The following is an 18,323-nucleotide window of genomic DNA, read 5'->3' on the forward strand; positions in this document are numbered from 1 at the left end:
ATGAGTACCTCCGCAGGAGGTTCGAGCCTCGCGAAGCGAGACAACGTTGCTTTAGCAACGGCCCGCAGGGCGCGCATCAAAGATGCGCGTAATCCTCTCTCGCCGACCACCATTCGAAAAACCTGCTTTTTAAAGCAGGTTTTTTTTCGCCTGTCGTTTATGAGGCTGAGTACCTCCTCGCTACGACCGGCTTCGCTTTATGGCGTGCCTCAATCTGCCGTCCTCGTGAAATATATTTATCCTTTACGCTTAATTAATTCACATTCCTTATTCCCATTAGGTTCTTATTTTCATGTTTAAATAAATTCATGCTTGCCAAATAAAACCCGATTGATAGCGCTCTTGTTTTCACGTTTTTTTTACCTATAGTCTAAATGGACAACGCGGGAACTCTTATTCCCGTCGCGTGGGAAATACCGTGATTATTTATTAACGTTAATCTTCGTGGGTTATTGCGGAATTTTTCGCTTCGGCAATGCGTAGCGACGATTAACTCTTTTATGTTTATCCTCTCGGAATAAAGGAATCAGTTATGCGCAAATTTAATAAACCGCTGTTGGCGCTGTTGATCGGCAGCACGTTGTGTTCCGCGGCGCAGGCCGCCGCGCCGGGCAAGCCGACCATTGCCTGGGGCAACACCAAGTTCGCTATCGTCGAAGTCGATCAGGCGGCCACCGCTTATAATAATCTGGTGAAGGTAAAAAATGCCGCCGACGTTTCTGTCTCCTGGAATTTATGGAATGGCGACACCGGCACGACGGCAAAAATTTTATTAAATGGCAAAGAGGCGTGGAGCGGCCCTTCAACCGGTTCTTCCGGTACGGCGAATTTTAAAGTGAATAAAGGCGGCCGTTATCAAATGCAGGTGGCATTGTGCAATGCCGACGGCTGCACCGCCAGCGACGCCACCGAAATTGTGGTGGCCGACACCGACGGCAGCCATTTGGCGCCGTTGAAAGAGCCGCTGCTGGAAAAGAATAAACCGTATAAACAGAACTCCGGCAAAGTGGTCGGTTCTTATTTCGTCGAGTGGGGCGTTTACGGGCGCAATTTCACCGTCGACAAGATCCCGGCGCAAAACCTGACCCACCTGCTGTACGGCTTTATCCCGATCTGCGGCGGCAATGGCATCAACGACAGCCTGAAAGAGATCGAAGGCAGTTTCCAGGCCTTGCAGCGCTCCTGTCAGGGCCGCGAGGACTTCAAAGTCTCGATCCACGATCCGTTCGCCGCGCTGCAAAAAGCGCAGAAGGGCGTGACCGCCTGGGATGACCCTTACAAGGGCAACTTCGGCCAGCTGATGGCGCTGAAGCAGGCGCATCCTGACCTGAAAATTCTGCCGTCGATCGGCGGCTGGACGCTGTCCGACCCGTTCTTCTTCATGGGCGACAAGGTGAAGCGCGATCGCTTCGTCGGTTCGGTAAAAGAGTTCCTGCAAACCTGGAAGTTCTTCGACGGCGTGGATATCGACTGGGAGTTCCCGGGCGGCAAAGGCGCCAACCCTAACCTGGGCAGCCCGCAAGACGGGGAAACCTATGTGCTGCTGATGAAGGAGCTGCGGGCGATGCTGGATCAGCTGTCGGCGGAAACCGGCCGCAAGTATGAGCTGACCTCCGCCATCAGCGCTGGCAAGGACAAGATCGACAAGGTGGCTTACAACGTCGCACAGAACTCGATGGATCACATCTTCCTGATGAGCTACGACTTCTACGGCGCCTTCGATCTGAAGAACCTGGGGCATCAGACCGCGCTGAATGCGCCGGCCTGGAAACCGGACACTGCCTATACGACGGTGAACGGCGTCAATGCGCTGCTGGCGCAGGGCGTCAAGCCGGGCAAGATCGTGGTCGGCACCGCCATGTATGGCCGCGGCTGGACCGGGGTGAACGGCTACCAGAACAATATTCCGTTCACCGGTACCGCCACCGGGCCGGTTAAAGGCACCTGGGAGAACGGCATCGTGGACTACCGCCAAATCGCCAGCCAGTTCATGAGCGGCGAGTGGCAGTACACCTACGACGCCACGGCGGAAGCGCCTTACGTGTTCAAGCCTTCCACCGGCGATCTGATCACCTTCGACGATGCCCGCTCGGTGCAGGCCAAAGGCCAGTACGTGTTGGATAAGCAGTTGGGCGGCCTGTTCTCCTGGGAGATCGACGCGGACAACGGCGATATTCTCAACAGCATGAACGCCAGCCTGGGCAACAGCGCCGGCGTTCAATAATCGGTTGCAGTGCGTTGCCGGGGGATATCCTTTCGCCCCCGGCTTTTTCGCAGCCGAAAGTTTTTTTACGCCGCACAGATTGTGGGCCTGCCCGGTGCAAAACGCGCTCATCGGACTCACCCTTTTGGGTAATCCTTCAGCATTTCCTCCTGTCTTTAACGGCGATCACAAAAATAACCGTTCAGATATTCATCATTCAGCAACAAAGTTTTGGCGTTTTTTAACGGAGTTAAAAACCAGTAACTTTGTTAGGGTCAGACCAATGCGCTAAAAATGGCCGCTTAGCATAAATTTTCATGCTGGAACTGTTAACAAAAGGTTTTTTTTATGTTTGTTTGCTGTTTCTCACAGTCTGCGTAAATCCCCACTGGTTATATTGACGACACCCCAAACAGTTGGCAACTTGATAGCCTCAGGGGTAAGAGCGAGAGTTGTTTGAGTGAATTCCACGCGCTCAGACGTCCCCGCCGCGATGCGTTCCATCCGGCATTCTCTCCTCGTACGCCTTCTGCCTTCGGGCGCCGATCGCACAGGCCACGCAATAAAAAATACAGGTCTGGCGGCAATTACACACATCACATCACACAATGGAGCACTAACGATGACACGTTCCTTGGGTAAATCGGGGATTCTGAAATTCGGTATTGGGCTGATCGCGCTGACCGTGGCGGCCAGCGTACAGGCCAAGACGTTGGTTTACTGTTCTGAAGGTTCCCCGGAAGGGTTCAACCCGCAGCTGTTTACCTCCGGCACCACCTACGACGCCAGCTCGGTACCGATCTACAACCGCCTGGTCGAATTCAAAATCGGCACCACCGAACTGCAGCCGGGCCTGGCTGAGAAGTGGGACGTCAGCGAAGACGGCAAAACCTACACCTTCCACCTGCGCAAAGGCGTGAAGTGGCAGAGCAACAAAGACTTCAAACCGACGCGCGATTTCAACGCCGACGACGTGGTGTTCTCCTTTGAGCGCCAGTTGGATGCGAACAACGCCTACCACAAAGTGTCCGGCGGCAGCTACGAATACTTTGAAGGCATGGACATGCCTAAGCTGATCGCCAAGATTGAAAAAGTGGACGACAACACCGTGCGCTTCGTGCTGAACCGCCCGGAGGCGCCGTTCCTGGCTGACCTGGGCATGGACTTCGCGTCCATCCTGTCCGCCGAATACGCCGACGTGATGATGAAAGCCGGCACGCCGGAGAAAGTCGACCTGAATCCGATCGGCACCGGTCCGTTCCAACTGCTGCAATACCAGAAAGACTCCAAGATCCTGTACAAGGCATTCGACGGTTTCTGGGGCACCAAGCCGAAGATCGATCGCCTGGTGTTCTCCATCACGCCTGACGCCTCCGTGCGCTACGCCAAACTGCAGAAAAACGAATGTCAGGTGATGCCGTACCCGAACCCGGCCGATATCGCCCGCATGAAGCAAGACAAGTCCATCAACCTGATGGAACAGCCGGGCCTGAACGTGGGTTACCTGTCGTTCAACGTCGAGAAAAAGCCGCTGGATAACCTGAAGGTGCGCCAGGCGTTGACCATGGCGGTCAACAAGCAGGCGATCATCGACGCGGTTTATCAGGGCGCGGGCCAGGCGGCCAAGAATCTGATCCCGCCAACCATGTGGGGCTATAACGACGCGGTGCAGGATTACGCTTACGATCCGGCCAAGGCGAAAGAGTTGCTGAAAGAAGCGGGCATGGCCGACGGTTTCAGCATCGACCTGTGGGCGATGCCGGTACAGCGTCCTTACAACCCGAACGCACGCCGCATGGCGGAAATGATCCAGGCCGACTGGGCCAAGATCGGCGTGAAAGCCAAAATCGTGACCTATGAGTGGGGTGAATACCTCAAGCGCGCCAAAGCGGGCGAGCACCAGACGGTGATGATGGGCTGGACCGGCGACAACGGGGATCCGGATAACTTCTTCGCCACGCTGTTCAGCTGCGCGGCGGCGAAAGACGGCTCCAACTACTCCCGCTGGTGCTACAAGCCGTTTGAAGATCTGATTCAACCGGCGCGCGCCGAATCCAACCACGACAAGCGCATCGAACTGTACAAACAGGCGCAGGTGGTGATGCACGATCAGGCTCCGGCGCTGATTGTCGCACACTCCACCGTGTACGAGCCTGTGCGTAAGGAAGTGAAAGGCTACGTCGTGGATCCGCTCGGTAAGCATCACTTCGAGAATGTCTCTGTAGACTGATTTCGACCGCTTTACCGGAGACGCACGAATGGACTTGCAGGGGCGCAACAGGTTTGCGCCCCTGCTGACCAGTCTCCGGCGTATGGCCGTCGAATCGTTCAAAGGCATGTGAGCGTTAATAAGCCTGGCGGACGATGAGCTGCCGGGCATTGATACAGAGAGTTCGGGATATGTTGCAGTTCATACTCCGACGTTTGGGGTTAGTTATCCCAACGTTTATCGGCATTACATTGCTGACTTTTGCATTCGTCCATATGATCCCCGGCGACCCGGTGACCATCATGGCCGGGGAACGCGGTATCTCCGCCGAGCGCCACGCGCAGCTGATGGCGGAAATGGGGCTGGACAAGCCGCTTTATCAACAATATTTCTCCTACGTGTCCAACGTGCTGCACGGCGATCTGGGCACCTCACTCAAAAGCCGCATCTCCGTCTGGAGCGAGTTCGTTCCGCGCTTTCAGGCCACGCTGGAGCTGGGCTTCTGCGCGATGCTTTTCGCGGTGCTGGTAGGCATCCCGGTCGGGGTGCTGGCGGCGGTCAAACGTGGCTCGGTCTTCGATCATACCGCGGTGGGCATCTCGCTGACCGGCTATTCGATGCCGATTTTCTGGTGGGGCATGATGCTGATCATGCTGGTGTCGGTGCAGCTTAACCTGACGCCGGTGTCGGGGCGCATCAGCGACACGGTATTCCTTGACGACAGCCAGCCGCTGACCGGCTTTATGCTGATAGACACCCTGATCTGGGGCGAGCCGGGCGACTTTATCGACGCGGTGATGCACATGATCCTGCCGGCCATCGTGCTGGGCACCATCCCGCTGGCGGTGATCGTGCGCATGACCCGTTCCTCGATGCTGGAGGTGTTGGGTGAAGACTACATTCGCACCGCCCGCGCCAAGGGCGTGAGCCGTATGCGGGTGATCGTCGTCCACGCGCTGCGCAACGCGCTGCTGCCGGTGGTGACGGTGATCGGGCTGCAGGTCGGCACCATGCTGGCCGGCGCCATTCTGACCGAAACCATCTTCTCCTGGCCGGGGCTGGGCCGCTGGCTGATCGACGCGCTGCAGCGCCGCGATTACCCGGTGGTGCAGGGCGGGGTGTTGCTGGTCGCCTGTATGATCATTCTGGTTAACCTGCTGGTAGACGTGCTCTACGGCGTGGTCAACCCGCGTATTCGCCACAAGAAATAAGGGGCGCTCTCATGTCTCAAATCACTGAGTCTGCAGTTAAAGGTGCGCCGAAGCCAATGACCCCGTTTCAGGAGTTCTGGCACTATTTCAAGCGCAATAAAGGGGCCGTGGTCGGCCTGGTGTATATCGTTCTGATGCTGGTGATCGCGCTCGGCGCCGGCGTGCTGGCGCCGCATGCGCCGGCGGACCAGTTCCGCGATGCTCTGCTCAAGCCGCCGGTGTGGCAAGAGGGCGGCAGCTGGCAATATATCCTCGGCACCGACGACGTGGGCCGCGACGTCCTGTCGCGCCTGATGTACGGTGCACGGCTGTCGCTGTTGGTCGGCTGCCTGGTGGTAGTGCTGTCGCTGATCATGGGCGTGATATTCGGCCTGCTGGCCGGTTACTTCGGCGGTGTGGTAGACGCGATTATCATGCGCGTCGTCGACATCATGCTGGCTCTGCCGAGCCTGCTGCTGGCACTGGTACTGGTGGCGGTATTCGGGCCGTCGATCGTTAACGCTTCGCTGGCGCTGACCTTCGTCGCCCTGCCGCACTATGTACGTTTGACGCGCGCGGCGGTGCTGGTGGAGGTCAACCGCGACTACGTCACCGCATCGCGGGTGGCGGGCGCCGGCGCACTGCGCCAGATGTTCGTCAATATTCTGCCTAACTGCCTGGCGCCTTTGATCGTGCAGGCTTCTCTCGGTTTCTCGAACGCCATTCTGGACATGGCCGCGCTCGGCTTTCTGGGCATGGGCGCGCAGCCGCCGACGCCGGAGTGGGGCACCATGCTCTCCGACGTGCTGCAGTTCGCGCAAAGTGCCTGGTGGGTGGTGACCTTCCCCGGCGTGGCGATCCTGCTGACGGTGCTGGCATTCAACCTGATGGGGGACGGTTTGCGTGACGCTCTCGACCCCAAACTCAAGCAGTAACAGAGGACGAGAGAGATGGCGTTATTGAATGTAGACAAGCTTTCGGTGCACTTCGGTGACGAAGGCACCCCGTTCCGTGCGGTAGACCGCATCAGTTACAGCGTGGAGCAAGGTCAGGTGGTCGGCATCGTCGGTGAATCCGGCTCCGGCAAATCCGTCAGTTCGCTGGCGATCATGGGCCTGATCGATTTCCCTGGCAAGGTGATGGCCGACAAGCTGGAGTTCAACGGCCAGGATCTGCGCAAGATCTCCGAAAAAGAGCGCCGCCAGCTGGTGGGCTCCGAAGTGGCGATGATCTTCCAGGATCCGATGACCAGCCTGAACCCGTGCTATACCGTCGGTTATCAGATCATGGAGGCGCTGAAGGTGCATCAGGGCGGCAATCGCCGCACTCGCCGCCAGCGTGCTATCGACCTGCTGACCCAGGTGGGCATTCCGGATCCGGCTTCGCGGCTGGACGTATACCCGCACCAGCTTTCCGGCGGCATGAGCCAGCGCGTAATGATCGCCATGGCCATCGCCTGTCGGCCGAAGCTGCTGATCGCCGATGAGCCGACGACCGCGCTCGACGTGACCATCCAGGCGCAGATCATCGAGCTGTTGCTGGACCTGCAGCAGCGCGAAAACATGGCGCTGCTGCTGATCACCCACGATCTGGCGCTGGTGGCGGAAGCCGCGCATCACATCATCGTGATGTACGCCGGCCAGGTGGTGGAATCCGGCAAGGCGGCGGAGATTTTCCGCGCGCCGCGCCACCCGTACACCCAGGCACTGCTGCGCGCGCTGCCGGAGTTTGCCGCCGACAAGGCGCGGTTGGCTTCGCTGCCGGGCGTGGTGCCGGGCAAATACGATCGCCCGACCGGCTGCCTGCTCAATCCGCGTTGTCCGTACGCCAACGAGCGCTGCCGTAACGAGGAGCCGGAACTGCGCAGCATTCCCGGCCGTCAGGTTAAATGTCACACACCGCTGGATGATGCGGGGAGGCCGACCGTATGAGCCAGAATCAACCTTTACTGCAGGCGATTGACCTGAAGAAGCATTACCCGGTGAAAAAGGGCCTGTTCGCGCCGGAGCGGCTGGTCAAGGCGCTCGACGGTGTGTCCTTCACCCTGGAGCGCGGCAAAACGCTGGCGGTGGTCGGCGAATCGGGCTGCGGCAAATCGACGCTCGGCCGCCTGCTGACGATGATCGAAGTGCCGACCGGCGGCGAGCTGTACTACCAGGGGCAGGATCTGCTGAAGCCGGACGTCTCGGCCGAGAAACTGCGACGCCAGAAGATCCAAATCGTGTTCCAGAATCCTTACGGATCGCTCAACCCGCGCAAGAAGGTCGGGCAGATCCTCGAGGAGCCGCTGTTGATCAACACGTCGCTCAGCGCCGCCGAACGGCGGGAAAAAGCGCTGGAGATGATGGCGAAGGTCGGCCTGAAGACCGAACATTATGACCGCTACCCGCACATGTTCTCCGGCGGCCAGCGCCAGCGTATCGCCATTGCCCGCGGGCTGATGCTGAATCCGGACGTGGTGATCGCCGATGAACCGGTGTCGGCATTGGACGTGTCGGTGCGCGCGCAGGTGCTGAACCTGATGATGGATCTGCAGCAGGAGCTGGGGCTGTCCTATGTGTTTATCTCGCACGATCTGTCGGTGGTGGAACACATCGCCGACGAGGTGATGGTGATGTACCTCGGTCGCTGCGTGGAAAAGGGCAGCAAAGAGGCGATCTTCAACAACCCGCGTCATCCGTACACTCAGGCGCTGCTGTCGGCGACGCCGCGGTTGAACCCGGATATGCGCCGCGAGCGCATCAAGCTGACCGGCGAACTGCCCAGCCCGATGAACCCGCCGCCGGGCTGTGCGTTCAACGCCCGCTGCCGCCGCGCTTTCGGCACCTGCGTGCAGCTGCAGCCGCAGCTGAAGCAGTACGGTGAGCAGATGGTGGCCTGCTTCGCGGTCGATCAGGACGAACATCCGGGGGCATAAGGCATCGGATGGCATTGCGTAAACTCACGCCGGCATAATGCCGGCGTTTTTTATTATTCAATCAAAGTGTTGATCAATAGGCAGTCGTCATAAGCCGCTATTTTAATGAATGTCCTCGCCAGGTTTAGTAAATGTTATTTTTTAAGAATCTTCGTATATTTATAATTGTCGAATAATAGAATTTAACGATTTGTTATTAATAACGTTTTTTTGCCCGATAAGCGCCGCCGTTTTTTATTATAAAAACTCTAAAAAAAAGCACGCCGGCGGCGTGCTTTAGGTTGATGAGATCGCGCTTATTGCGGATAAGGCACCCAGTCGCCGCCGTTCAGGCGAATGTAAGGCTTGCCCTGATATTGCATCACGATAGCGTTGTCGTTTTCGGAGATGACCGGGGTCTGCGGCAGCGCCTGCGTCAGTGTCTGCCAATCGACGCTGGATTCGCTGAACACTTTGCCGTCCACCAGGCGCGACACCAGTTCAGACAGCGCCAGATAGCTGCTCGGCGTTTTGATCTGCAGTGGACTGCCCTGATGCGGCGCCTTCATGCCCACCAGTTTGATGCCGACCGGCGTATGGGTGATGTTCGGGCTGGGGATATCGCGCAGGCCGGACATCTGCATCTTGTCACCCACTAACGCCGCCCCGTGTTCCGGCACGATCACCACCACCACTTTGCGGCCGGATTTTTCCAGCTGATCGAGGAAGGTGTTCAGCTGATCGAACAGCTTCTGCGCGCGTGGCTGATAGTCGGCGCTCTTGTTGGCGCCGACGAAGCGGTTGCCGTCGTGCAGCGGGATGACGTTGAAGAAGGTAGCGGTGCGGCCGTCGCCGCCTTTTTGCTGCTGATCCAGCCAGCGGGTCAGCAATTCGAGATCGTTATAAATCGGCTCACCGTCGAACGACGTCAGCTCGTTGCCGATGCCGGCCTGCGACATTAACGGCGCCTGCATGTCGCCCTGTTCACGCAGCTCTTTCAGGTAGTTGCCGAATACCCCGGAGTGATCGAGCATCAGCTGTTCCTTGAAGCCGAGTTTTGTCAGGTTGTCGAACAGGTAACACTGCTGGTTCACCGGCTGGTACAAATCATGATGCGAAAGCTGGCCGCAGCTGGCGCGCAGCAACCGTATCGAGGCCGGGCCGCTGTAGGCGGTGGCCGAATTGAAGCTGTCGAACATGATATCCATCTTCGACCACAGCGGATGATTCTGCAGGTTGACCGCGTCCATATCGGCCCAGGCCAGCGAACAGATGTTGATCACCAGCAGATCGAACGGCTGGGCGTCGGCGGGCAAGGTGGTCGGGAACGCGGTGGCGCGGCCTTTTTCCCGGTCGTAGAACTGGTTCAGGTAGGCCGTCAGGTTGGCGCTGGTCGGCGGCAGGCTGTCCGCCGGCGCAGCGTCCCCCGCCGCCGGCGCGGCCGTGGCCGGCGTATTGGCGCTGCCGGCCGAGGCTGTGGAGGTCGCGGGCAGCAGTGAGACCGCCGGCCCGGCAATGTTGACGATATTGAGCCACACCAGCGCCGCCACGGTGAATACGGTGACGCGCACCCATTGCGCGACGAACAGGTAGGCGATAAACAGTACGAAGGCCGCGCCGATCATCTGCCAGTTGATAAAGCGGTTGACCAGTTCCAGCAGATACTGGGCGCTGAAGCCGGCCAGCTGCGACCCCTGGCTGAGAATGCTGTTGATGCCCGGCAGCCAGGTGTCGTGGTAGAACAAGGCGATGCCGATCGGGATGGCGAGGTAGTGGCGCCAGCGATGCAGGCGTTGCGAAGGGATCGGCATCAGCAGAAACGCCATGAACACCAGGTTCGGCAGCGCGTGGAAATTCAGGTAGCCGAACCACAGCAGGGCGAATTTAGCCAGAAAATAAAGGTTCCAGCCACCCAGCCCACGCCAGTAGCGCCACAGAGCGTTATCGGATTGCGTATTCGAGTTTCGATTCATGGCTGCTTCTTACGTTTAATCTGAGATGAGGAGCCAGTGCGCACCCACAAACCGGCGGATTTCAAATAGCGCGGCGATAACAACAGGTTTTGCCAGTATTGACGCAAATGCGGAAAACGCCGGTGAAAGGCGTAACCCAGCGGAATGAAGATCAGCGCGCACAGCAGGATCAGTTGCACGATATCGTTAAGGTTCAGCATGCGGTTCCTCCTGCGGGTCAAGCGACAGCGTGAAGGCGACCGGCTGCCGCCGTTCCACGGGTTCCTCGGCCACCGCCACGCTGGGGCGCGGCGCGGCGCCGGCGGTACCGGTAGCCGAAATCTGCCAGTGCCCCTGGGCCATGCGTTTGATTTCCGAAACGATATCGACGTCCTGGTGCCACACCACCCGGTTGCTGAAGGCTTCATCCACCGGCAGCCGGAAGATGAACTTCAGCGCGGTATCCAGATCGTTGATGCGGCAGGTGGACAGGAACAGCACCAGCCGCCCCTGCACCACGGTCATCACGTCGCCGAACCGCCGCAGGTGGCACAGGGTCATCGCCTGTTCCGCGCGCAGACCGATGGCCGGGCGCAGCGCCACCATTACGCCTTTGCCATCCTCAGGCAGCAGCGTGTTACCCATCAGCGAAAGCACCGCCTGGCTGAACGCTTCCGGCCGCATATAGCCTTTGAGCTGCAGCGGGCGCAAACCGGCCAGCAACGCATCGATGTCGGCGGGCACATGGCGTGAGAAACGCTGCCCCTGGATGCCCTCGAGCATGGTGAGAAAACGCGACAGCGGCGCGACGTGCGGCACGATCAGATTGGCGCCGCAGGCCAGCAGCAGCCGTTCGTCACTGTAGCGCAGGCTGGCGCTCATCTCGCGCACCGCGATTTTCAGGCCGCTGCCGCGGCTGCGTCGCAGGGTGTGGATCTGGTGCGCCAGGTGATCGATTTGGTCGCTTTGATACAACGCGAAAATCAACGTTGCCGAGAGTCTCAGCATGCCGTGCTGCGCCAGTTCGTCGTTGCTCTCCAACAGCTGCCAGTTGGCGGACAGCGGTGGCGCGCCCTCCAGAATGCTGCGTTCGGCCAGATACTGACCTTCGTCGCTGCGCAAGGCGGTGGGGGAGGGTTGACTATTTTCATCCTCGCCCTGCCAGCCGCCTTGCGCGGCGTACAACGTCAGCAGTTGATTGGCGTTGATGCCGTTTTCGGTGCTCCACCAGTTCACCAGATATTGCGCGCTGTCCTGCTGCCATTGCAGGCTGGATAGGCCGTTCAGGATACGATGCTGTGCGCTGAGCTGCCCTTTAAGCTTATTGATGCCGCCGCCGTGGCTGAGGATCAACAGCGTGCAGCCCTGCCGCCGCAGCCAGGCGGCGAGGGTACGTGTCCACTCGCGCAGCTCTTCGGTGGTGAAGGTTTGCCACAGGCTGGCGTGGGCCAGCAGGATAAGCAAGCGATTCTGCGGCCGCAGGGCGCGCATCAGATCGTCGCTCAGCTGCGTCAGCGCGGCTTTTTTCTCCGGTAATTGATACAGCGGCAGCTTTTGCAAAGCGGGCGAAGCCAGCTCGGCCAGCAGGCTTTCGGGTTTGTCGCCGCTGCAGATCAGGGCGACTTTGTGGGTGGCCGGCTGGGCGGCGATCACCTGGCGACACAGCAACGCGGCGTCGCTTTGCCTGTCGATATTGATCCAATAGAGTCCCGGAGCCTGCATCACCGAGAGCTCTTCCCAAATCTGCCGAATGCCTAGAGAAAAAGAGTGCGCCATAGGATGTGTTCTACTTTCGTTGAAAGCCGACTAAAGGCGTTTATATTTAAAGATAGCCATTTTTACTCTGGCAATAACAAATATCCGACGCTATTCGGCAATATTTGTTGAGAATCATCTTATTGCCTGTCTCTTTTTGTATCGTTGCTATAGTTAATTAACATAGCCTATTTTCGCCAAGGCGGAAGAATGAATAACGCACCTACCCATTTTCGTGCAGCGGCGCCTGGGGAGAGCCAGGATGACCTGCAGGCGCTCAGCCAGGCTTTTTCATTGCCGAAATTAAGCTATGTCGATATTTCGCGGCAGGAGCGGCTAACGCACATGATGACGCGCTGGTCACTGTTGGCCGAATTGGCGCAGACTGCGGGGAGCCATTGATCTATGCCGGTGATCGCGCTGCAAGGGCTGCGGGGTGGGATGGGGACGACGTCGGTCACGGCGGCGCTCGCCTGGGCGTTGCAGCAGCTGGGTGAGTCGGTGTTGGCGATCGATTTCACGCCGGATAATCTGCTGCGCTTGCATTTCAACACGCCGTTCGAACTGGCACGCGGCTGGGCCCGCGCGGAGCAGGACGGCGGCGGTTGGCAGGAAGGCGCGCTGCGTTATTGTGAAAACCTCGATTTTCTGCCGTTTGGCCGCCTGAATGCGGCGGAACGGCTGGAAGTGCAGCGTCAGTGTCAGCAGCTGCCCGAACGCTGGCGCGACAACCTGCGCCAACTGAGCGCCGGCGATCCGCAGCGCTGGATCCTATTGGATGTTCCGATCGGGGACGGCGCTCTGGCGCAGCAGGCGCTGCAGCTAGCCGACAGCGTGTTCATGCTGTTGAACCCCGACGCCAACTGCCAAGTGCGGCTCCATCAGCAGACGCTGCCGAACGACTGCCGGTTCCTGGTCAATCACTACTCCTCCGCCAGCCAGCTGCAGCAGGATTTGCATCAGCTGTGGCTGCAAACCCTGAGCGGTCTGTTGCCGGTGGTGATCCACCGCGATGAAGCGCTGGCGGAAGCGCTGGCGGTCAAACAGCCGCTGGGCGAGTACCGCCCCGAGAGTCTGGCGGCGGATGAAGTGCTGACGCTGGCCAACTGGTGCCTGATCAACCTCAAACGGGGTGTTGCGCCATGAGCCGGGTGCTGAGCCTGCTGCTGGTGCCGCCGGTGCGTCAGGCGGTGCAGGCGCGCTACCGCGGCTATCGCCGCAACGGCGCGTCGGCGTTGACCGCGTTTTTTGCCACGTTGCTGGTGGCGCTGGGGTGGATGCTGCTGCGCTTTGAATCACCGGCCTGGCAGCGTGTGCGTACCGGCCGCGCTTACTGGTTCCCGCACCTGTCCGCCGAACGCCCACGCCCGGCGGATGCGCTGCGCTATCTGCTGCAGGGCCTGTGGCTACTGCTGTTCCGCAGCGGCCGCGCGCCAGTGCAGCGTGACTATTTCGCTGGGTGGCGTCGGCTGCAGCAGCGCTACGCCGATTGGCTGCAGGGCCTGCCGCAGCGGCTGAAAAACGCCGGCGTGGAACAGCGTTCGGTAGAGCGCCTCGGCCGCATGAACCGCGGCATGCGACGCGCGCTGTTTATTCTGGTCGGCGTGCTGGCGGCGATCCTCGCCATGCTGTGCATCTCGCAACCGTTCGATCTGTCGGCGCAATTCGTGTTCGTCGTGCTGCTGTGGGGGATCGCGATGGTGGTGCGCCGGGTGCCGGGGCGCTTGCCTGCGCTGATGCTGATCGTGCTGTCGCTGACCGTCTCCTGCCGTTACCTGTGGTGGCGCTATACCGCCACGCTGAACTGGGACGATCCACTTAGCCTGGTGTGCGGCCTGTTGCTGTTGGTGGCGGAAACCTACGCCTGGGTGGTGCTGGTGCTGGGCTATTTCCAGACTATCTGGCCGCTTAATCGCCAGCCGGTGCCGTTGCCCGCTGACAGCGCGACCTGGCCAACCATCGATTTGATGGTGCCGACTTACAATGAGGACCTCGGGGTGGTGAAGCCGACCGTCTATGCGGCGCTGGGCATCGACTGGCCGAAGGAAAAGGTGAATATCTATATCCTTGATGACGGTAATCGCCCCGAATTCCGTGCGTTCGCCGCCGAAGTGGGGGTGAAATACATCGCCAGGCCGACCCACGAACATGCCAAGGCCGGCAACATCAACAACGCGTTGAAGCAGGCCACCGGCGAGTTCGTGGCGATTTTCGACTGCGACCACGTGCCGACGCGCTCTTTCCTGCAGCTGACCATGGGCTGGTTCTTCAAAGACAAAAAGCTGGCGATGCTGCAGACCCCGCACCACTTCTTCTCGCCGGATCCGTTCGAGCGCAACCTGGGGCGTTTCCGCCAGACGCCCAACGAGGGCACCTTGTTCTACGGGCTGGTGCAGGACGGCAACGACATGTGGGACGCCACCTTCTTCTGCGGCTCTTGTGCCATCTTGCGCCGCAGCGCGCTGGACGAGATCGGCGGCATCGCGGTGGAAACCGTCACCGAAGACGCCCACACCTCGCTGCGTTTGCACCGGCGCGGGCATACCTCGGCTTATATCCGCATTCCGCAGGCTGCCGGGCTGGCGACCGAAAGCCTGTCGGCGCACATCGGCCAGCGCATTCGCTGGGCGCGCGGCATGGTGCAGATCTTCCGGCTCGACAACCCGCTGCTGGGCAAGGGGCTGAAACTGGCGCAGCGCCTGTGCTACGCCAACGCCATGCTGCACTTCCTGTCGGGCATTCCGCGGCTGATCTTCCTCACCGCACCGCTGGCGTTTTTGCTGCTGCATGCCTACATCATCTTCGCGCCGGCGCTGGCGATCGCGCTTTATGTGCTGCCACACATGATCCACGCCAGCCTGACCAACTCGCGTATCCAGGGGAAATACCGCCATTCGTTCTGGAGCGAAATCTATGAAACGGTGCTGGCCTGGTATATCGCGCGGCCGACCACGGTGGCGCTGTTCAATCCGCACAAGGGCAAATTCAACGTCACTGCCAAGGGCGGGCTGGTGGAGGAGGAGCACGTAGACTGGGTGATCACCCGACCTTATATGTTCCTGGTGATCCTTAACCTGGCCGGGCTGGCGTTCGGCGCCTGGCGGCTGGCCTATGGCCCGACGGACGAGGTGATGACGGTGATCATCAGCCTGGTGTGGGTGCTGTACAACATGACCATTCTCGGCGGCGCGGTGGCGGTGGCGGTAGAGGCCAAGCAGGTGCGTCAGGCGCACCGCGTGGAGATCGCCATGCCGGCGGCGATCGCGCGTGCCGACGGCCACCTCTACCCCTGCACGCTGCGCGATTACTCCGACGGCGGCGTGGGCATTGAGATGCGAGTGGAAAACGCGTTGAAAGACGGCGACAAAGCCTCGCTGCTGCTCAAGCGTGGCCAGCAGGAGTACAGCTTCCCCTGCGTGGTGACGCGCGCCTTCGGCAACAAGGTGGGGGTGCGTCTGGTCAATCTCACCACCCGTGAACACATCGATTTCATTCAGTGCACCTTCGCCCGCGCCGATACCTGGGCGCTGTGGCAGGACGGGTTCCCTGAAGACCGGCCGATCGAAAGCCTGCGCGACGTGCTGGCGCTGGGCTTCCGGGGCTATGTGCGCATGGCGGATTACGCGCCGCCGCTGGTGCGCGGTCTGCTGGTCGGGGTCACGTCGCTGACCGCCTGGGTAGTGTCGTTTATTCCACGCGGCGTCGGCAGGGATCCGACCTTGGGTCAAAAAGAAACAGTGGGTTAGCTGCGAGTTCAACCGCCCGCTCACTCGCCCGGTGAACAGGCTCCAACATTGATGATGATACGATGACGAGAAAAATAACCTGGTTAACTGCTCTGGCCTTAGGCATCAGCACCCTGTCGCAGGCCGAAACCGCCACTGCGCCGACCGTGGCGGCCCAGCCGCCGATCGCCGCGGCGGCCGATACGGCGACCGCGCCACCGCCGGCCGCCGCGCCGCAGGATCCGAATGCGCCGGTGCGCGACGTGTCGCTGCCGTTTGCGCAGATAGCGCCGCCGCCGGGCACCTTTGTTCTGCGCGGCACCCGGCCCGACGGGCAGATCGAATTCGGCGTGCGCAGCGATGAGGTGGTCTCGCAGGCGATGCTCGATATGGAGTTCACACCGTCGCCGGCGCTGATCCCGGTGGAGTCGCACGTCAAGGTCTACCTGAACGACGAGCTGATGGGGGTGACCACGATCGCCAAGGAGCAGTTGGGTAAGCCCAATCGCATCCAGATGGCGATCGATCCGCGCTATATCACCGATTTTAACCGCGTCAGGCTGGTGTTCGTCGGCCATTATCAGAACATCTGCGAAAACCCGGCCAGCACCTCGCTGTGGCTCGATGTCAGCAAATCCAGCGCGCTGAAGCTGCGTTTCCAGACGCTGCCGGTGAAAAATGAGCTGTCGCACTTCCCTGAGCCGTTCTTCGACAGCCGTGACAATCGGCCGCTGACTCTGCCGATGGTGTTCGCCGGCCAGCCTGACCTCACCCAGCAGCGCGCGGCGGGTATTCTGGCCTCCTGGTTCGGCAGCAAGGCGCAGTGGCGCGGGCAATCCTTCCCGACGCTGTACAACGCGCTGCCGACGCAGCACGCGGTGGTGTTCGCCACCAACTCGCAGCGCCCGGATTTCCTGCGCGATTATCCGGCGGTCAACGGCCCGACGGTGGAGATGATCAGCCACCCCGACAATCCGTACGTCAAACTGCTGCTGATTCAGGGGCGTGACGACAACGATTTGATCACCGCGGTGAAGGGCATCGCGCAGGGCAACATCCTGTTCCGTGGCCAGAACGTGACGGTGGACAAGGTGGAGCAGCTCGCGCCGCGCCAGCCTTACGACGCGCCGAACTGGGTGCGTACCGATCGGCCGATGACCTTCGCCGAGCTGCAGCAATACGCCGAACAGCTGCAAACCAGCGGCATCGAGCCCGGCCCGATCTCGCTGACCATGAACCTGCCGCCGGATCTGTTCCTGATCCGCAGCACCGGCATCGACATGCACCTGAAATACCGTTATACCGCGCCGCGCATTCAGGACGGTTCGCGGCTGAGCGTCAGTCTGAACAACCAGTTCGTGCAGGCTTACTCGCTGGTGCCGGAACACGAGCAGGGCGCGCAGCTGCTGCGCCTGCCGTTGACGCAGGGGCTGCTCGATTCCGACAAAAACGTCAGCATTCCGGCGCTGCGGCTCGGGGCCACCAACCAGCTGCGCTTTGACTTCGATTACACCACGCTGCTGGCCAGCGGCGCGGAAGGGCGCTGCGAAACCTACTCCTTCACGCAAAACCACGCGGTGATCGACGGCGCGTCTACCATCGATTTCTCCGGCTACCGCCACTTTATGGCGATGCCGGACCTGCGCGCTTTCGCCAACGCCGGCTTCCCGTTCAGCCGTCTGGCGGATCTGTCGCAAACGCTGGTGTTGGTGAACCAGAAACCGCAGCCGGCGCAGGTCAGCGCGCTGCTGAACGCGCTGGGCGTGATCGGCGCGCAAACCGGTTATCCGGCGCTGGCCTTCACGCTGAGCGACGACTGGTCGCAGGCCAAGGATCGCGACGACGACATCCTGATGGTCGGCACCATTCCGCCGGAGCTGCGCGACGACAAGAAAATCAGTCTGCTGGTGGACGCGACCCAAAGCTGGGTGAAACAGCCGACGCGGCAGCCGCCGCTGCCGAGTGCGGAAGTGCTGGCAGAGGACACCAAGCCGGACAGCAAGACCACCGTCAGCTCCGAGGGCGCAATGTCGGCGATCATCGGCGTACAGTCGCCGTTCAACGACCAGCGCAGCATCGTGGCGCTGTTGGCGGACAGCCCGCGCGGCTATGAGCTGCTCAACAATGCCCTGCTGGACAGCGGCAAGCGCGCCGCGGTGTTTGGTTCGGTGGCGGTGATCCGCGAATCAGGGGTCAACAGCCTGCGCGTCGGCGATATTTACTATGTCGGCCACCTGCCGTGGTGGGAGCGGCTGTGGTATGCCCTCTCCACCCATCCGGTCCTGCTGGCGGTGATCGCGGTGGTGCTGGTGGTGATCCTGGGGCTGATGCTGTGGCGCGGCCTGAAGGCCTTCAGCCGGCGTCGTCTGGCGCCTGAAGATCGGGATTGACGG

At 60.4% G+C, this 18,323-nt stretch carries 13 protein-coding genes and 1 other RNA gene (1 of these 14 only partly in view); 11 read left to right on the top strand and 3 right to left on the bottom strand.

From position 1 onward, the window contains the following. The 7 genes from QMZ29_RS12350 to dppF all read left to right on the top strand — a co-directional run. Window positions 1-109: non-coding RNA, RtT sRNA (locus QMZ29_RS12350), on the top strand; it begins 21 nt to the left of the window's first position. A 423-nt stretch (window positions 110-532) separates the two neighbouring features. Continuing rightward, on the top strand, window positions 533-2,224 hold the full coding sequence (gene chiA / locus QMZ29_RS12355) for a chitinase ChiA (RefSeq protein ID WP_197811675.1): 1,692 nt from the start codon (window positions 533-535) through the stop codon (window positions 2,222-2,224). Between the two features lie 601 nt (window positions 2,225-2,825). Then, window positions 2,826-4,433 (top strand): dipeptide ABC transporter periplasmic-binding protein DppA, encoded by a 1,608-nt coding sequence (gene dppA, locus QMZ29_RS12360; RefSeq protein ID WP_025304836.1) that lies wholly within the window; start codon window positions 2,826-2,828, stop codon window positions 4,431-4,433. Between the two features lie 170 nt (window positions 4,434-4,603). Next, entirely contained in the window at window positions 4,604-5,623 is a 1,020-nt protein-coding gene (dppB, locus tag QMZ29_RS12365) for a dipeptide ABC transporter permease DppB (RefSeq protein ID WP_038630050.1), read from the top strand. Window positions 5,624-5,634: 11 nt separating this feature from the next. Continuing rightward, a complete protein-coding gene (dppC, locus tag QMZ29_RS12370) occupies window positions 5,635-6,537 on the top strand; it encodes a dipeptide ABC transporter permease DppC (protein WP_025304838.1) in 903 nt (300 codons plus the stop codon). A 15-nt stretch (window positions 6,538-6,552) separates the two neighbouring features. Further along, the gene (gene dppD, locus QMZ29_RS12375; RefSeq protein WP_004934132.1) at window positions 6,553-7,533 is read left to right on the top strand and encodes a dipeptide ABC transporter ATP-binding protein; all 981 of its coding nucleotides are present in this window, start codon (window positions 6,553-6,555) and stop codon (window positions 7,531-7,533) included. Beyond that, window positions 7,530-8,519, top strand: a complete 990-nt coding sequence (dppF, locus tag QMZ29_RS12380) for a dipeptide ABC transporter ATP-binding subunit DppF (RefSeq protein ID WP_015376237.1) — start codon at window positions 7,530-7,532, stop codon at window positions 8,517-8,519. The genes dppD and dppF overlap by 4 nt, the downstream gene beginning before the upstream one ends. 296 nt (window positions 8,520-8,815) lie before the next feature. On the opposite strand, the gene bcsG is transcribed toward dppF, so the two are convergent. The 3 genes from bcsG to bcsE are packed head-to-tail and all read right to left on the bottom strand — an operon-like array spanning window position 8,816 to window position 12,226. Continuing rightward, window positions 8,816-10,471 carry a cellulose biosynthesis protein BcsG gene (bcsG, locus tag QMZ29_RS12385; protein ID WP_043142279.1) on the bottom strand — a complete coding sequence of 552 codons (1,656 nt, stop codon included), beginning with the start codon at window positions 10,469-10,471 and terminating at the stop codon, window positions 8,816-8,818. Further along, window positions 10,468-10,671 (bottom strand): cellulose biosynthesis protein BcsF, encoded by a 204-nt coding sequence (bcsF, locus tag QMZ29_RS12390; RefSeq protein ID WP_004934139.1) that lies wholly within the window; start codon window positions 10,669-10,671, stop codon window positions 10,468-10,470. The genes bcsG and bcsF overlap by 4 nt, the downstream gene beginning before the upstream one ends. Next, the gene (bcsE, locus tag QMZ29_RS12395) at window positions 10,658-12,226 is read right to left on the bottom strand and encodes a cellulose biosynthesis protein BcsE (protein ID WP_060434823.1); all 1,569 of its coding nucleotides are present in this window, start codon (window positions 12,224-12,226) and stop codon (window positions 10,658-10,660) included. Before bcsE ends, bcsF begins: the two co-directional genes overlap by 14 nt. A gap of 189 nt (window positions 12,227-12,415) precedes the next feature. Between bcsE and bcsR the strand changes: the two genes are divergently transcribed. From bcsR to bcsB, 4 genes are all read left to right on the top strand, one after another. Beyond that, complete coding sequence (gene bcsR / locus QMZ29_RS12400; protein WP_025304843.1) at window positions 12,416-12,607, top strand: cellulose biosynthesis protein BcsR; 192 nt, start codon at window positions 12,416-12,418, stop codon at window positions 12,605-12,607. A gap of 3 nt (window positions 12,608-12,610) precedes the next feature. Then, window positions 12,611-13,351: a cellulose biosynthesis protein BcsQ gene (bcsQ, locus tag QMZ29_RS12405; RefSeq protein WP_025304844.1), complete on the top strand. Its 741-nt coding sequence runs from the start codon at window positions 12,611-12,613 to the stop codon at window positions 13,349-13,351. Further along, entirely contained in the window at window positions 13,348-15,951 is a 2,604-nt protein-coding gene (bcsA, locus tag QMZ29_RS12410) for a UDP-forming cellulose synthase catalytic subunit (RefSeq protein WP_261426262.1), read from the top strand. The genes bcsQ and bcsA overlap by 4 nt, the downstream gene beginning before the upstream one ends. Window positions 15,952-16,013: 62 nt before the next feature. Further along, window positions 16,014-18,320 carry a cellulose biosynthesis cyclic di-GMP-binding regulatory protein BcsB gene (gene bcsB, locus QMZ29_RS12415; RefSeq protein ID WP_261426260.1) on the top strand — a complete coding sequence of 769 codons (2,307 nt, stop codon included), beginning with the start codon at window positions 16,014-16,016 and terminating at the stop codon, window positions 18,318-18,320. The last annotated feature ends 3 nt before the right edge of the window (window positions 18,321-18,323 follow it).

This window comes from Serratia sp. PF-27 (assembly GCF_030053255.1).
Lineage (GTDB): Bacteria > Pseudomonadota > Gammaproteobacteria > Enterobacterales > Enterobacteriaceae > Serratia > Serratia bockelmannii.

Excerpts from the sequence above, each read along its gene's own strand:
- chiA (WP_197811675.1), top strand. The coding sequence starts at position 533 with ATGCGCAAATTTAATAAACCGCTGTTGGCGCTGTTGATCGGCAGCACG.
- dppA (WP_025304836.1), top strand. The coding sequence starts at position 2,826 with ATGACACGTTCCTTGGGTAAATCGGGGATTCTGAAATTCGGTATTGGG.
- dppB (WP_038630050.1), top strand. The coding sequence starts at position 4,604 with ATGTTGCAGTTCATACTCCGACGTTTGGGGTTAGTTATCCCAACGTTT.
- dppD (WP_004934132.1), top strand. The coding sequence starts at position 6,553 with ATGGCGTTATTGAATGTAGACAAGCTTTCGGTGCACTTCGGTGACGAA.
- bcsB (WP_261426260.1), top strand. The coding sequence starts at position 16,014 with ATGACGAGAAAAATAACCTGGTTAACTGCTCTGGCCTTAGGCATCAGC.
- bcsR (WP_025304843.1), top strand. The coding sequence starts at position 12,416 with ATGAATAACGCACCTACCCATTTTCGTGCAGCGGCGCCTGGGGAGAGC.
- bcsQ (WP_025304844.1), top strand. The coding sequence starts at position 12,611 with ATGCCGGTGATCGCGCTGCAAGGGCTGCGGGGTGGGATGGGGACGACG.
- bcsA (WP_261426262.1), top strand. The coding sequence starts at position 13,348 with ATGAGCCGGGTGCTGAGCCTGCTGCTGGTGCCGCCGGTGCGTCAGGCG.
- dppC (WP_025304838.1), top strand. The coding sequence starts at position 5,635 with ATGTCTCAAATCACTGAGTCTGCAGTTAAAGGTGCGCCGAAGCCAATG.
- bcsG (WP_043142279.1), bottom strand. The coding sequence starts at position 10,471 with ATGAATCGAAACTCGAATACGCAATCCGATAACGCTCTGTGGCGCTAC.
- bcsE (WP_060434823.1), bottom strand. The coding sequence starts at position 12,226 with ATGGCGCACTCTTTTTCTCTAGGCATTCGGCAGATTTGGGAAGAGCTC.
- bcsF (WP_004934139.1), bottom strand. The coding sequence starts at position 10,671 with ATGCTGAACCTTAACGATATCGTGCAACTGATCCTGCTGTGCGCGCTG.
- dppF (WP_015376237.1), top strand. The coding sequence starts at position 7,530 with ATGAGCCAGAATCAACCTTTACTGCAGGCGATTGACCTGAAGAAGCAT.